This is a genomic window from Subtercola boreus (assembly GCF_003399625.1).
GTDB classification, from domain to species: Bacteria; Actinomycetota; Actinomycetes; order Actinomycetales; family Microbacteriaceae; genus Subtercola; species Subtercola boreus_C.
This window is the reverse complement of the sequence record NZ_NBXA01000007.1, coordinates 289,179-303,078: the sequence shown is the minus strand read 5'-3', so window position 1 is coordinate 303,078 and position 13,900 is coordinate 289,179. Positions and strand designations below refer to the sequence as shown.

The following is a 13,900-nucleotide window of genomic DNA, read 5'->3' as shown; positions in this document are numbered from 1 at the left end:
CTGCCTGCACGGCGGCAACGCGACCTGCGCCGACGCACCGACGACCACGCCCGGCGCGCTGCCCCGCACCCAGCCGCCGCACCGCGGGCGGCGGCGCGTACGGACACGATTTCGGGGAACTTCCGCAGTGTTCGGCGAGAATGCGCGAACCTGCGCCCGTTCTGAGCCGGCGGGCGGCCGATGGGCCCGTCCGGGAGGAGCTCACGCGATCCGGGGCTCTCCGCGCCTCGGATGCGCTCCGCTCCTCCCGGGTGGGTGGTTCGGCGTGGGCCGAGCGGCGACCGCGCGGCCTCCAAGGCCACCCCGCACCGCGGGCGGCTACGGGCACGGCGGGGTGCGAACGAGCGAGCCCGACTGTGCGCGACCCGCTCTGCGAGGTTGTCTTCGCTGAGGTTCGTCCGTCGGGCTGCGGAATCAGGGAGCGGGGGCGGGGTCGGGGTCCGAGGTGGGGGCGGTGGCGGGGTCGGGGTCCGAGGCAGAGGCAGAGGCAAAGGCGACGGCGCGGGCGGGGCGGGCAGCGCGGGCGCGGCGACGGCGGCGCAGGGCGAGCAGCACCCCGACGACGACGAGCGCCAGCACGAGCACGAGGATGAGCAGCCAGAACGGCAGGGCGAGCATCCCGTACGGCGTGCTGACCGAGTCGAGGGGCACGGCGCCGAGGCCGACGGCGGTGGGCAGAACGGTGACAGCGCCGCTCAGCCAGAGGAGCGCCGCGACGCCCGAGATCCGCTGGTGCACGTCGATGGTGGAGCCCGGCAGCACTTCGGGCAGCTGCTCGTCGCCCGTGCGGGCGGGGGCGATGCCGAAGGGGCCCTCGACGGTGAGGTTCGTGAGGGCTGTGACCCGCGTGTTGCCCGTGTTGGAGAGGGTGTAGCTCACGTCGAGGGCGCCCACGGCGAGCGGGTTCCACGACCCCGAGTAGTCGACGGTGAGGCCGGAGACGGTGGCTGCCGGGGCGAGGTCGCCGTCCACCCGGATGTACATCCGGCTGCCGAGGCGCCGGTCCACCTGCACTTCGGCACCGGCGTCGGTCGACAGGATAGAGGAGACGATGCCTGTCGGATGATCGCCCGGCCGGGCATCCTGAGGCACAGTGATGGTGAATGGAATGACCATGACCTGGCCGGGCGTGAGGGTGATGTCGCTCGCGCCGAGCGTCACCCAGGTACCCGAGTCGACGGAGGGTTCGCCTCCTGCGAGCAGGTCGATGGTGCCCTCCCGGGTGGTGAACGCGTCGGCCGCGTAGACCTTCAGCAGGAGGGGGGTGATGCCGTTGTTGGTCACCTCGAAGGCGTCGTCGACCACGGCACCGGGGGCGAGTGCGTACTCGAAGTTCGCACGGTTCGCGCCGAGCGCGGTGTCGGCGGGCGCGACGCCCCAGCTCGGGCCCTCGACCGCTTCGGCCGCGGTCGCCGGAACGAGCATCCCGAGCAGCAGCAGCGCAGCGAAGGCTGTGCTGGTGGCCCCCGCGCGAAGAACAGCGCGGGGCGGGCGTGCGGTGGCCGATGGGGCTGCGGCTGCGGCTGCGGCGAGCGTGCGAGTCATAGAGAGTCCTGGAGGTTGTGGGAGCAAGTGGGGAACACGCACCAACGGGCGGCACCGCCCGCGAGGGGTGGCGCCGCCCGAGGGCGTGCTGCGGTGGGGCTGCCTGGCCCGGCTTCTAGCTGAGCGCCGTGATCGTCAGGGTCGAGGTGTAGCTGCCCGCGGGCGTCGAGCTCGGGATGACCAGGCTCACGTCAGCGTCGATGTCGGCACCCGCGGCGGCCGAGCTCGAGGCCAGCGTGGCGGAGGTCGCGAGACCCGTGCCGCCCGTGAGGGCCGACGTCACTGCGGAGCCGGCGGTCGCGCCCGTTCCCGCGTTCGAGACAGCGGGGGTCCAGCCGAGGTACTCGGAACCGAAGGTGTTCGCGCCCGAGGCGAACGCTCCGACCTGGCCGGAGATGCTCCAGCTGTAGGCCGAGGGTCCGGTGCGGGTGTCGGTGACGGCGATCGACGTCAGGGCACCGTTCGCCACGAAGCTGCTCCCCGACTGGGTCGCTGTTCCGAGCGCGATGGCGGCGTCTGACTCGAAGGCCCAGCCGAACGTTCCCTCTTCGGGTACCACCACGGTCGGCACGATCACGGAGATGTCGCGGGACGCCTCCGCGGGAGGGGTGGTCGGGTCGGTGGGGCCGGTCGGGTCAGTCGGGTCGGTGGGCGGCGCGACGACGGGCGTCACTGCGTAGCTCACGGCCAGCGGCGTGGCCGGCTTCGCAGCGTCGCGCGATCCACCCGAGCTGTACCAGTAGCTCGACTGCCCGGTGAGGTTCTGGAAGTCGATGTAGCTCTGCGGGAACGAGCCCCACGAGGCGGGCGTCGTGCTCTGCGGGGTGCCCGGGGTGGTCACGGCGACGCCAAGGTATTTCGGGGTCGTGGTGACACCGGTGTCGGTCGCCTGGGCGCCCGCGATGTCAGCGAGCACGATCTGCCGGCCGGTGATCGGCACCCACTGGCTCGTGTCCTCCATGCTGGTTCCGTAGCCGCTGGCCGTCGCCGTGAGCTGGCCGTTGCCGGCAGCGTCGAGGCTCAGGGTCGGGTTGGTGGCCGTCCAGTAGGTGAGCCCGCCGTAGAACGCGACGGTGAACGAACCGGTCCAGGAGATCGACGACGATCCGTCGGCCGCGACCGTTCCGGTGCCGCCTCCGAATTGAACGACGTTGCCGGTCAGCGAGGTGGCTGACGACGGGCTGACGGCCGTTCCCGCGGGGGTCTGGCACTTCGTCGCCCAGCTGGTGGGCGCCAGGCTGCCTGCCGCGGTGGGCTTCGCGATGCTGACGTTTCCAGCGGACTGGGCGTAGAACCCGTCGGCTTCGGTCCAGAGGCGTGAGCTGCCGGTGTTGCCGGCGGTTCCGGCCGAGAGGAAGTTGCAGCCGCCGAAGAAGGCCCCGCCTCCGGCTTCACCGCTCAGGCCCCAGGTGAAGGAGGCGTTGTCGATGCTGCCCTGCGAGGGGGCGGCCGAGGCAGAGGTGGTCGCGGTGAGAGCCGCGCCGAGTGTGAGCGCTGCCACGGCTGCAACCGCAACGGTTCGACGGATGAACGGAGTCATCCCTCGCCGACTATGAGATTCCACGAAGAACCCCTTTCAGATTAGGTAAGGCTAACCATACTTAGTTAAGCCTTACCTAAACAAGCAGCGTCCTCGACGCCCAATCATGCCGCGCAGTCCTGCCGTGCAATCATGCCGCCAGGGCAGCCACCAGTTCACCGTCGATGAAGCGGGCGGTGATCTCGTGCGCCCGGCCGATGGCATCCCGGATGTCGCCACTGCCGCGGTAGCTCACGGCGAGAGCCGCGCTGAAGACATCACCCGCACCGATCACGCTGCCGACGCCCTGTCGTTCGAGCGGTTCCGCCGGAACGTGCACCGAGACGCCGCCGTCGAAGGAGGTCGCACCGTTCCTGTTCTGGGTCACCACGACCGTCGTCCGGAAGAAGTCCCTCGACCACTCATCAGCCACGGTGAGGGCCTTCTGCAGGTCCTCATCGGAGAACACGACGACATCGAACAGGGGGATCACGTCGGCGTACTCCGCGAAGTCGCGCTGGCCGACCGTTCCATCGTCGTCGACCCGGCGGAGGAGACCCTGCACGAGCAGCATCTTGAGGGCATCCGGCCGGGTCTCGGCCAGAGCGGTTGCGAGATACTCCGGGGTGAAGTTCGCGAGAAGCGGGGCGACGATCACGATGTCGGCGGCCGCGAGCGCGCGGGCGTAGGTCGCTGTGACGGGCACAGGATCGGCGTTCTCGGCATGGAAGCACTGTTGGCGGCGCACATCGCCATCGATGTGGTTGCGGTAGAGCAGGGTACCCCCGGGCGTGGCGGGGTTCAGCAGGGGAATGGCTGGCGGCGCGGCCGACATCACGGGGAGGAAGTCGCCGCCGTACGGGGCGATCACCGAGACGGTGACCCCTGCCACGGCCTGCAGCTGCCGGTTGATGAAGAAGGCCGGCGAGCCGACAGTTCGACGCAGGCGCTGCGGGGCGTTGTCACCCGAGTCGGTTCCGGTGTTCTCGTCGATGCAGACGTGACCGATGATGACGACGGAGCATGCGTCTGTGGTGGGGGGTCCAGGGGTCACCCGTTCGACTTTACCAAGCCCTGAAGGCCCGGCACCTCTCGGGCACTCACAGCACGGGCAGCCAGGGCGTCGCCATCACGTCTTCGTGGTTGTGCACCATCAGCCAGTTGCCGGATGCCCGCCTCCACACGCTCGTGTTGCGGACCGCCTGCTCGGGCGATCCGTCGGCCAGGTCGACGGCGAGGTAGTGCAGCAGCACGGCGGTGTCGCCCCAGATGCGCACCTCGGGGGCGATGCCGCGGAGCACCGGGGTGGGTGGCAGAGTTTCGGGCGGGGCGGCTGGCGCGGCTGCCGGTCGGGCATCCCGGATCGCGTCGAGCTCCGCCTTGCCGTGGATGAGCGGCATCGTGTCGCTGTCGAACATGGTCGCCTCGGGCGAGATGTTCGCGTCGATCGCCGCGCGGTCGGCCGCAGTGAACCCCGCGTAGATCGCGAGGGCTCCCGCCCAGATCGCGTGCTCGTCGGTTCCCGTCGCGAAGGGGTTCTGGTCGGGATTCGGGTCGGGTGCTGGACGCTGCGTATCGCTCATGGTGCTCCCAGCCTAGAAGCTGCTCTGTCGGGATGCTCCTCAGGCAGCACAACAGTCAACCAGCACGGATGACGCGGCGGAGCACGGCGCGTTCGCCGAGCGTCCAGACGGCGCTGGTGACGAGGTAGATTGCTGCGGCGAACGGGGCGATGGCGGCGAACAGCACGGTGATGAACGGCAGGAACCGGGCGATCGAAGCGATCGCAGCCGCACCTGGGAGGGAATCTGACGGAGCACCGGCAGCGATTGCCGAAGTGGCAGCAGCGCTGGTAGCAGAACCTGCCCAGCGGAGATTCGCGCGGCGTGTCAGCTCGACAGCCACGGCCAGCACTGCGAGGAGCCCCACGACGACCAGCACCTGCGGGAAGGCGACGCCGAGGGCCGCGAACAGGTTCGAGCCGAACGGGATCCCGAGGAACGTCTGCAGCAGCAGCACATTCGCGTGCCCCGCGAGCTGCGGATGCACGAACAACGCGTAGATGGCCGACAGCACCGGTGCCTGCGCGAGCGTCGGCAGGATGCCCGCCAGAGGCGAGACCTTCTCGCTCGTGTACAGCCGGGTCAGCGCTTTCTGCAGCGCCTCGGGCTTCTTGGCATACTTCGCCCGGAGCGCCGCGAGCGCCGGAGCGAGCCGCCGCCGCGTGACCTCCGCCCGCACCTGCGAGACAGACACGGGCACAAGCGCCAGGCGCACCAGCACGGTCAGGAGCATGATCGCGAGCATCGGTGCGGCGCCGCCCGCGAACGGCTGCGCGACCGCTCCGATGCCAAGGACGAGGTTGTACAGGGCGTCGAGCACGATGGCGATCGGGGGAAGAGTGGAGATGTCCATGGTCTGGGGTCCTTTCGGGGTGAAGGGTGAAGGGTGAAGTGCGAGGGGCGCGGGGCACGGGGTACGACGCAGCGCAGCCCCGCCGAGGGGCGCGCAGGGGGGGAGGGGCCGCAGGGCGGAGGGCCCGCAGGGCAGAGGGGCAGCGTCGGGCGGGGAGGCGGAGAAAGAGGCTAGCGAGGAAGGCCAGCGAGCAGGCTGGCGACCAGTCCGGGCGCAGCCGGAGCTCGGGAGCGCACGTGTCCGGGCGCGTCGGGGTTGCTCTCTGCGAGGAGGGTGGGCAGGTCGGCGTTCTGCTGCGGGGCCGGGCGCGCCCGGGCATCCGGTGCGGTGCGCATCGACCGCGCGACCAGCACAGCGGCTACGACGAGCAGCACGCCCGCCAGGCCGAGGAGCCCGGCCAGGAGCAGCGCCGGAGAGAACAGATCGCCGCTCGCGAGCGCGCCGACCGACTGAAGCGCGGCGAGCACAAGGGCGACCATCCCCCGACGCTATCAGGCCTGACCGGGGCGTGGCGAGGCGGGCTGTTCCACGAGACCGATGAAGGCGCTCAGCTGCGCGAGGCCCGCGACCGAGCCGGGAAGGTACTCCGTGAGGGCGGGCGAGTGCACGAGGTAGGCCGCCCACTGCGCGCGGGAGATCGCCACGTTGAGGCGGTTCGCGAGCAGGAGGAACTCCAGCCCGCGTGGCACATCGCCGGATCCGGATGCCGCGAGCGTGACGATCGCGACGGCCGCCTCCTGGCCCTGGAACGTGTCGACGGTGCCGACCGGCACATCGGCGAACCCGGACGCCGCGAGCGCGAGGTGCACCGTCTCGACCTGGGCGTTGTAGGGCGCGACCACGATGAAGTCGCCCTGGGCGAGGGGGCGCGTCTGGCCCTCCGACGTCCACGGTGAGCCGATGAGCTCGGCGACGATACCGACGACCGCGGCTGCCTCCTCGATCGACGACGTGGAGTTGCCGGAGTGCCGCACGGGCACCGGATGAAGCCCCGGTACGACTCCGACGAGCATCCGGTCTGACGCATGAGCGTGCAGCCTGCCCTCGTAGGAGAGCTTCGAGACGGGCTCGCAGAGCGCCGGGTGCATGCGCCAGCTCGTCTCGAGGAAGTAGCCGAACTCCGCGGGGAGCACTCCGTGCCCCTCGGCCAGCCAGCCGAGCGCCGACACGTCGACGGGCTCCGGGTGCGTGCCCTGGCTCACCTGCGGGAGCTGTTGGGGATCACCGAGCAGCAGCATCCGCGTCGCTGCGACCGAGGAGGCGACGGTGCTCGCGAGGGAGAACTGCCCCGCCTCGTCGATGACGAGCAGGTCGAGGGAACCGCGCGGAACCGTGTTGGCGTTCGCGAACGTCCACTGGGTGCCGCCGAACACGTACCCGCCGTCCTGCTGCACGAACCCGGGCACGGCCTTGGCGTCGAGGGCTGTCCACGAAGCACCGGCGCCGCCTGCACTTCCGCCGCCAGCGCCGCCGCCCGCCGCATCCTTCGGCTTCTTGCCGACGAGCCTCGGATCAAGCCCTGCCCCCACGATCGCCTCGAGCATGTTCTCGACGGCCGCGTGGGACTGCGCGACGACCCCGACCTTCCAGCCGTGGTTCTGCACGAGGTCGGCGATGACCCGCGACCCGGTGTATGTCTTGCCTGTTCCGGGCGGGCCCTGCACCGCGATGTAGGAGCGGTCGAGGTCGAGCAGCGAGCTGCGGATGCCCGCGATCACGTTCTCGCCCCGCACGAGTTCGGGCAGGGTGCTGAGGCGCGGCGGTTCGCGGCGGAGGATGTCGAGTGCGGCATCCGGAGCCATCGTCGGCAGTGCCCCCAGCAGCACGCGCCCCCAGTCGGCGATGGCCTCGGCGAGCTTCGTCGCGTTCGGCGGCGAGGAGGGAGTGACGGCCATCGGGAATTCGGGGTACGGGTCTCCGCCGGTACCGACCTTCTCTGTGAGGAGGTAGCTGCCGTCGCCCCGGTCGGTGAAGCTCACGCGGCTGTGCGCGACCCGCGCTCCGGGCTCGGATCTGCCGATCAGCGGCGGGAACGGGGAGTCGTAGAGCACGAACGGGTCGTCGGTGCCCGAGAACCGACTGCCGGGTGCGGCGGTGCCGGTCACGACGAGATCGCGAGAGAGGTTCCGGGCGCGCGGGCCGGCCAGCGACCAGTCCCGCTCGACCTCCACGGTGTCGACGATGAAGACGCCGCGGGTGTCGGCCCATTCGTCCACCGGGCTGCGGAGACGGTCGAAGTGCTCCCACCAGAACGACTTCGCCTCTCTACGGTGGTAGTCGATGGCTGCCGAGGCGAGCGCGATGGCCGTCTCGTCGGCGGAACGCTCCGGGGCTTCCGGGGATTCCGGATGCTCGGCCCGCCTGGCGGCCTCGAGCCTCCCGAGGTAGGAGACCAGCTCCGAGTAGACCGGATCGGGCTCACGGATCGGCATCGCGGCGAGCATCTCGATCGTGAGGTCATCGTCGACCGCCGGTGTCACCCCGACCTCCGCCGCGCGGGCGAGCAGCCAGTCACGGAGCCGCAGTGTCGAGACGCAGTCGTACTCGTTGTACTGCACGATGTCAGCGCGAACGGCAGCCGCGGCATCCGTCTCACCGGCCGCACGGAACTCGGAGTAGCGCACGTACTCACTGATCGAGTCGGCCGCGTTGGCCGTGCCGTCGCGGCCGACGTCCATGTAGAGCGGCTCGAGCTTCTTGAGCGAGTAGCTGTGGCTGCCGATCCGGAGGCCCCGCCGCACGATCGGGTACAGGTCGACGAGCACGTTGTGTCTCAGCAGGTCGTCGATCTCCTCCTCCCCCACCCCGTGCCGGGCCGCAAGCGTCAGCAGATGGGTTCGTTCGTAGGAGGCGTAGTGGTAGATGTGCATGCCCGGATGCTCGGCCCGGCGCTCCCGCACGAAGGCCAGGAAGTCGACCAGCGCCGTCTTCTCCTCCACAAGGTCGTCGGCCCAGAAACCTGTGAAACGGGCATCCACGTCGACCAGCCCGAAGAGATAGTCGAGCCCCCACTGCTGGCGTTCCTCATGCAGTGGATCGCCCTCGAAGTCGAAGAAGATGTCGCCCGGAGACGGCTCAGGCAGAGCGGTCAGGGCGACCGGGCTGGCGACGCGCCAGGGCGGCGGCGAGCCCTCGGGCGCGAGCGCCCGTTGGACCTGCATCCCAGCCTGTTCGCGGAGGGCGACCAGCGTCGCCTCGCTCATCTCCTCCACAGGGGTCTCGCGCACAGCGAGCTCTTCGACGGTCGTGACGCCCGCCGCCCGGAGCTTCGCCCGCTGGGTCAGACGCATGCCGGCGACCTGCAGCACGTCGTGCGTGCGTTCGACCTGTTCGACACAGGCATCGCAGCGCCCGCAGGCCGTGTAGCGGGGATCGCCCCACGGCGTCGGTTCGGGATCGAGCCTGCGATCATCCAGAATCTGCTGCAGCCGTGCGCGCCGCTTGCGGTACACCGGCAGGATGTCGGTGAGACGGTGCGTGCTGATCTCGCCCGTGCCGAGCCAGAGGTGCACGTTCTCGCCGATCTCGAAGCCGAGGTGCTGCAGCTGGTCGCTGTAGGCCGCGAGCTGCAGCAGTGCGGTGATCTTGGCCTTGCGGGCGAGCTTCGTGTCGTAGACCTCGTACCGCCCGTCGGGCCCCAGGATGACGAAGTCGGAGTAGCCGAGGAACCTGCCGTCGAAGAACGCCCCCTGGAACACCACTTCGGCCCGGCCCTCGAGGGCAGCGAGCGTCGCCTCCGTCGCCGAACGGATGCCCGTGAACGACCCGTCGCGGATGCCCGAATCCTCCGGCCGCTCGATCTCCACGACCACCCTCGTCTCGGCGAGCCCGTCGAGCACCCTCTTCTCGTGCAGGTCACCCAGTCGGCCGGCGCGCTTCAGCATGTCGTCTTCGACGAACGGCGGTTTCTCGATACGCCCGAGCATCCAGTCGAGCTTGCGCATCAGGGCCCACTCGCACGTCGATGCTGCCGCCAGGTCTGTCGCCGAATAGATGACCGCGTCGCCTGCGAGTTGCACTGTCGACTCCCTGGATGCCGGATCGCCGCGGGGCGACCCACCCGGCACTGTGCCGGGATGCGGCAAGAGTAGCGCTCGCCGCCGACATCCGTTCTGAGTTATCCACAGGCCCGAACGAAGACCCGAGGGAGCGGACCCGAACCGGACGCTCTCGCCCTACTCGTCCGGCACGAAGATACAGAACGGATGCCCGGCCGGGTCGGCGAGGATCACGATCGACTCTTCGGGATCATCCGTGCCGTCTTCGAGCACCCTCGCCCCGAGCGCCACTGCTCGCGCGCACTGCGCGCGCAGCGCGTCGACCGTCGCCACCCAGAAGTCGAGGTGCATCATCTGCGGCCGCGGGCCCTCAGGCCAGGTCGGCGCGGGCATCGACGCCACCTGCTGGACGGCGAGCACGCGCGCGCCGTCGCCGTCGGTGAGCACGAGCCAGTCGGCCGGATCGTCGCCCTCCGCACGCGCCTCAGGCTCGTCGCCTGGCAGGTACTCGAGCCCCAGCAGCTCCCGGTAGAACTCGGCGAGGCCCCGCGCATCCTCGGTGTCGAGCACCACCTGTCGCAGGCGGGGTACGGATGATCGTGCCGTCGTGTCGCTCATGCCCCCCAGTCTCGACCCTCGCGGCCAGGTCTGCATCCCTGATTTTTAGAATAATTGATCTTTACTCAGATTCAGGCGTAGGGTTTTCACAGGTGATCGCGAGGAAGGAACGAACCATGTCCATCACGATGAAGGTCGCGTCCGGCGTGCTTGCCGCCACCCTGGTCGGCGGCGGTGGCGGCGGCGGCGGCGGTGCCGCACCCGAGACGGCGACCGGTGACACAGATCTCGACCCGGGCACTATCGCCCTCTGCAACGCCGGTCGACAGCGTGGGCGGCGGCATCTGGGATGACTTCATGGAATACGCACTTGCCGAATCCGTGACGACTCCGGGCGATGGGTACCCCATCGACGTCGGCGGAGGGAAGTACTGTTACTCCGCCCCGATCGAGCTCCACGACGCGAGCGACGGCCATTACATCAAGACCATCAATCCGACGATCATCGTCTCGGGAAACAACAAGAAGGTCATCACAGCGATCCCGACGAGCGAGAAAGTCTCGTCCAGTTGCTACTCGGCCGACTGAGACCGAGGATGAGTGCCATGCGCGAACTCACGCTCTCCGTCGACTACGCCCAGGGCTGGCCACTGTCGGACATCACCTGGTGGCCAGAGGACAAGCCCGATTGGCCGGCCCTCATCACCCCGCAACTCGACGCAGACCTCCGAGCCTGGGCGCATTTCTTCGTGAAGTGGGGAAACGACGAGACCGGCCTCTTCGGCTCGGAGGAGCGCCGCAAGTGGTTCGACCTCGAGGGGTTCCGGCTGCGGGACGAACTCGAGAAGCAGGTGGGGCACCTCTACACGATCACGCTGCAGCTCTGGTTCTGAGGAGCGCAGCGCGAGAGAATCGAGGCATGCCGACGACGGAGGAGTTGTTCGAAGCGCTTGCGGCAGAGTTGCTGGCGCAGGGCGCGGAACGCAGCCAGATGATGGGGCGACCGATGTTCGCCGTGAACGGCAGGATGTTCGCGTGCCTCAGCAACGACCGCCTCGGTGTGCGGCTCGGTGCCGGTACCCCTGAGCTCGCCGATGCCCTCGCCGTGCCGGGCGCTACCCTGTTCAGCCCGGGCGCTTCGAAGAACGGCGGTGGGCACCGGGTCTGGCGCGACTGGGCGTCGCTCCCGGCCAGCGCCGCCGATGCCTGGCCCGACGTCGCGGGTGCAGCACTCCGCCACCGGCTGGCGTGACGCCTGGTCGCACCACCTCAGGACGCGGGCGGCGCCGAGCCCGTGTGCTCGCTGGCCCCCCGCATATCCTGAACAACCCACGCATCCTGAATAACGCACGCGGCCAGACCAGTCAGGCGGCGCCCGCATCGGCGACGCGTCCCGCGAAGACGACTGACGGGAGTTCTCACACCCGGAAGGCCTCGACCACCGCAGCGATGTCCTCGGATCCGTACCCCGCCCGCCCTGCCTGCGCGAACACGTCGTAGAGCGGCCCCAGCAGGGCTGCCGATGCGGCGGTGCCGGTCACAGCCTCCTGCATCAGCCCGAGGTCCTTCGTGAGCCCGTCGACCGCGAACGATGCCGTGAAGTCGCCGTCGATCATCATGCCGCCCTTCAGCTGCGCGTAGGGCGTGTTCGAGGGCCCGCCGTCGATGGCGTGCAGGAACAAGGCCGGATCCACTCCGAGGGCCCGGCACATCTGGACAGACTGCGCGGTCGCCGCAGTGAGCGACGCCACCCACGCATTGCAGGCCAGTTTCAGCGCACTCGCCCGGCCGGGTTCGTCGCCCGCCTCGACCGTCTTCGAACCGATCGCGTCGAGCACCGGCCCGAGGCTCTGGATGCTCGCCCTCTCCCCCGACACCAGCACGACGAGCGCGCCCTCCTCCGCCGGCTTCTTCGTGCCGACCATGGGCGCATCGATGAACGACACACCGTGCTCGGCCGCCAGCTTCGCGAGACGCTCTGTGCCGGCGACCCCGACCGTGGCGCTCTGCATCCAGATCGCTCCGTCGGCCAGGTGCGGGAGGAACTCCGCGGCCGTGTCGGTCACGGCCTCCTCGTCGAACAGCATCGTCAGCACCACATCGGCCCCGGCGACGGCTGCCGCAGACGAGGATGCGACGGTCGCGCCATCCTCGGCCAGCGCCTCCGCCTTCTCGCCGTGCCGGTTCCAGACGGTGACCTCGAGGCCGGCGCGGAGCATCGAGCGGGCCATCCCGGCACCCATGGTCCCTATTCCGAGTAGTGCGATGTGCATGGTTGTTCCTTCTCTCATCCGCCTGGTCTTCTCCCATCAAACCCGCACCTGCCCCGCTGACCCAGGGGTTGACCGGATGCCCCGATGCTGTGAGCGAACCCGCACGCTCGGCGCCCCGGGCATCCGTAGCATCGGATCCACCGGCAGCGCACCTGCGCCGGGTGATGGGAGTAACTCGGATGGACCTGATCTTCGTGCACGGCGCCCTGGTTCGCGACGGCTCGTGGTGGTGGCAGCGCACAGCCGACCTGCTCCTCGCCCGTACGGGCATCCGGAGCCGAGCGCTGGAGCTGCCGTCGTGCGGTGAGGGCACGGCGCGGGACGGGGCGGCGCATCCGGTCGCCTCGGGCCTCGAGGCCGACGCCAGGGCGCTCCGCGCCGAACTCGACAGCCTCGACGACCCGGGTTCGGCGATCGTCGTCGGGCACTCCTATGGAGGCACGGTCATCGCCGAAGCCGGCGCGCATCCTGCCGTGCGGAACCTCCTCTACGTGTCGTCGTACCTCCCCGACATCGGGCAGGCGCAGGGCACGATCATGAGCGGCGAGAGCGACCCCGTCACGATCGGCGACAACGGTGACGGCACGCTCAGCGTCGCGGGGTACGACGCTGCCTCGTTCGGCGCGCGTTTCCTGCAGGACACCGACGCGAGCACGCAACGCGCGGCCTGGTCGCGGGTGACCGCGCAGGCCCTCGGATCCTTCGTCACGCCGACCACCGCCGCGGGTTGGCAGGGTGTCGACTCGACGTATCTCGTGTGCGCCGACGACCGGAGCACCTCTGTCGGGCTGCAGCGCTTCCATGCCGCCCGGGCGACCCGCTCAGTCGAGGTGCCCACCGGCCATCACCCGTTCATCACGCGTCCCGAGCTCGTGGTGGCCGAGATCGAGGCGCTGCTCGACCGTTCGTGAATGGATGACCTCCCGCCGCCAGACGCCGGCCCCGTCGCCCTGCGTTGGTCCGGTCACCCTGCGCCGGTCCGGTCGCCCGGACGCTACCCTTGGTGCAATGACTATCACCGCATCCGCCGACGGCTCAGCACTCGGTAACCCCGGCCCGGCGGGCTGGGCCTGGTACATCGACGACAACACCTGGGGGGCCGGCGGATGGCCGCATGGCACCAACAACATGGGTGAGCTGAAGGCGGTGCTCGAGCTCTTCCGCGCGACGGCTCACGTCGACGACGACCTGCACATCCTCTGCGACAGCCAGTACGTCATCAACACAATCACCAAGTGGATGGCGGGCTGGAAGCGCAAGGGATGGCGGAAGGGCGACGGCAAACCTGTCATGAACCTCGACCTGATCAAGGAGATCGACGACGCGATCGCCGGGCGGCGGTACCGCTTCGAGTGGGTCAAGGGTCACGTCGGACACACGCTGAACGAAGCAGCGGATGCCCGGGCCCGCGGCGCCGCAGAGGCGCACTCGCGCGGTCGTGCGCCCGATGCGGGGCCGGGGTACCCGGGGGCTGTGCAGCTGAGCGCGGCGGCCGCGGCCGAACCCTCATCGGCTCCCGTTTCGGCGCCGATCACCCGATCCTCCGGGACTGCAACGCTCTTCTAAAGAACTCGGCGCGGGGGTGGCCCTCT

General features: G+C 69.7%; 14 protein-coding genes and 1 pseudogene. 6 read left to right on the top strand and 9 right to left on the bottom strand.

The window, feature by feature from the left end; genetic code table 11:
• Positions 1-414: 414 nt before the first annotated feature.
• The 8 genes from B7R21_RS05040 to B7R21_RS05005 form a co-directional block, all read right to left on the bottom strand.
• Positions 415-1,545, bottom strand: coding sequence for a hypothetical protein (locus B7R21_RS05040; RefSeq protein ID WP_116282145.1), 1,131 nt, complete (start codon positions 1,543-1,545; stop codon positions 415-417).
• Positions 1,546-1,660: 115 nt separating this feature from the next.
• Complete coding sequence (locus B7R21_RS05035) at positions 1,661-3,085, bottom strand: hypothetical protein (protein WP_116282144.1); 1,425 nt, start codon at positions 3,083-3,085, stop codon at positions 1,661-1,663.
• A gap of 130 nt (positions 3,086-3,215) precedes the next feature.
• Entirely contained in the window at positions 3,216-4,118 is a 903-nt protein-coding gene (locus B7R21_RS05030) for a PfkB family carbohydrate kinase (RefSeq protein WP_116282143.1), read from the bottom strand.
• A gap of 46 nt (positions 4,119-4,164) precedes the next feature.
• Positions 4,165-4,647, bottom strand: a complete 483-nt coding sequence (locus B7R21_RS05025) for a nuclear transport factor 2 family protein (RefSeq protein ID WP_116282142.1) — start codon at positions 4,645-4,647, stop codon at positions 4,165-4,167.
• Between the two features lie 55 nt (positions 4,648-4,702).
• Positions 4,703-5,479, bottom strand: a complete 777-nt coding sequence (gene yidC, locus B7R21_RS05020; RefSeq protein WP_116282141.1) for a membrane protein insertase YidC — start codon at positions 5,477-5,479, stop codon at positions 4,703-4,705.
• Positions 5,480-5,649: 170 nt separating this feature from the next.
• A complete protein-coding gene (locus B7R21_RS05015; RefSeq protein ID WP_116282140.1) occupies positions 5,650-5,958 on the bottom strand; it encodes a DUF6412 domain-containing protein in 309 nt (102 codons plus the stop codon).
• Between the two features lie 12 nt (positions 5,959-5,970).
• Positions 5,971-9,498 (bottom strand): TM0106 family RecB-like putative nuclease, encoded by a 3,528-nt coding sequence (locus B7R21_RS05010; RefSeq protein WP_253259642.1) that lies wholly within the window; start codon positions 9,496-9,498, stop codon positions 5,971-5,973.
• A 156-nt stretch (positions 9,499-9,654) separates the two neighbouring features.
• Entirely contained in the window at positions 9,655-10,095 is a 441-nt protein-coding gene (locus B7R21_RS05005) for a VOC family protein (protein WP_116282139.1), read from the bottom strand.
• 116 nt (positions 10,096-10,211) lie between these two features.
• On the opposite strand from B7R21_RS05005, the gene B7R21_RS19995 reads away from it, so the two are divergent.
• From B7R21_RS19995 to B7R21_RS04990, 4 genes are read left to right on the top strand one after another with little or no spacing between them, the layout of a single operon-like run.
• Entirely contained in the window at positions 10,212-10,388 is a 177-nt protein-coding gene (locus B7R21_RS19995; protein WP_172592056.1) for a hypothetical protein, read from the top strand.
• A gap of 4 nt (positions 10,389-10,392) precedes the next feature.
• Positions 10,393-10,623, top strand: coding sequence for a hypothetical protein (locus tag B7R21_RS05000; RefSeq protein ID WP_147305811.1), 231 nt, complete (start codon positions 10,393-10,395; stop codon positions 10,621-10,623).
• A 17-nt stretch (positions 10,624-10,640) separates the two neighbouring features.
• Positions 10,641-10,928 carry a hypothetical protein gene (locus B7R21_RS04995; RefSeq protein WP_116282137.1) on the top strand — a complete coding sequence of 96 codons (288 nt, stop codon included), beginning with the start codon at positions 10,641-10,643 and terminating at the stop codon, positions 10,926-10,928.
• Between the two features lie 26 nt (positions 10,929-10,954).
• Positions 10,955-11,287, top strand: a complete 333-nt coding sequence (locus B7R21_RS04990) for a hypothetical protein (RefSeq protein WP_116282136.1) — start codon at positions 10,955-10,957, stop codon at positions 11,285-11,287.
• Between the two features lie 166 nt (positions 11,288-11,453).
• Here the strand turns inward: B7R21_RS04990 and B7R21_RS04985 are convergent.
• Positions 11,454-12,329, bottom strand: a pseudogene (locus B7R21_RS04985) (NAD(P)-dependent oxidoreductase); the annotation flags it as partial.
• 68 nt (positions 12,330-12,397) lie between these two features.
• Between B7R21_RS04985 and B7R21_RS04980 the strand changes: the two are divergent.
• Positions 12,398-13,219 (top strand): alpha/beta hydrolase, encoded by an 822-nt coding sequence (locus tag B7R21_RS04980; RefSeq protein WP_253259640.1) that lies wholly within the window; start codon positions 12,398-12,400, stop codon positions 13,217-13,219.
• Between the two features lie 97 nt (positions 13,220-13,316).
• Positions 13,317-13,874: an RNase H family protein gene (locus B7R21_RS04975; RefSeq protein WP_116282133.1), complete on the top strand. Its 558-nt coding sequence runs from the start codon at positions 13,317-13,319 to the stop codon at positions 13,872-13,874.
• Positions 13,875-13,900 lie beyond the last annotated feature (26 nt).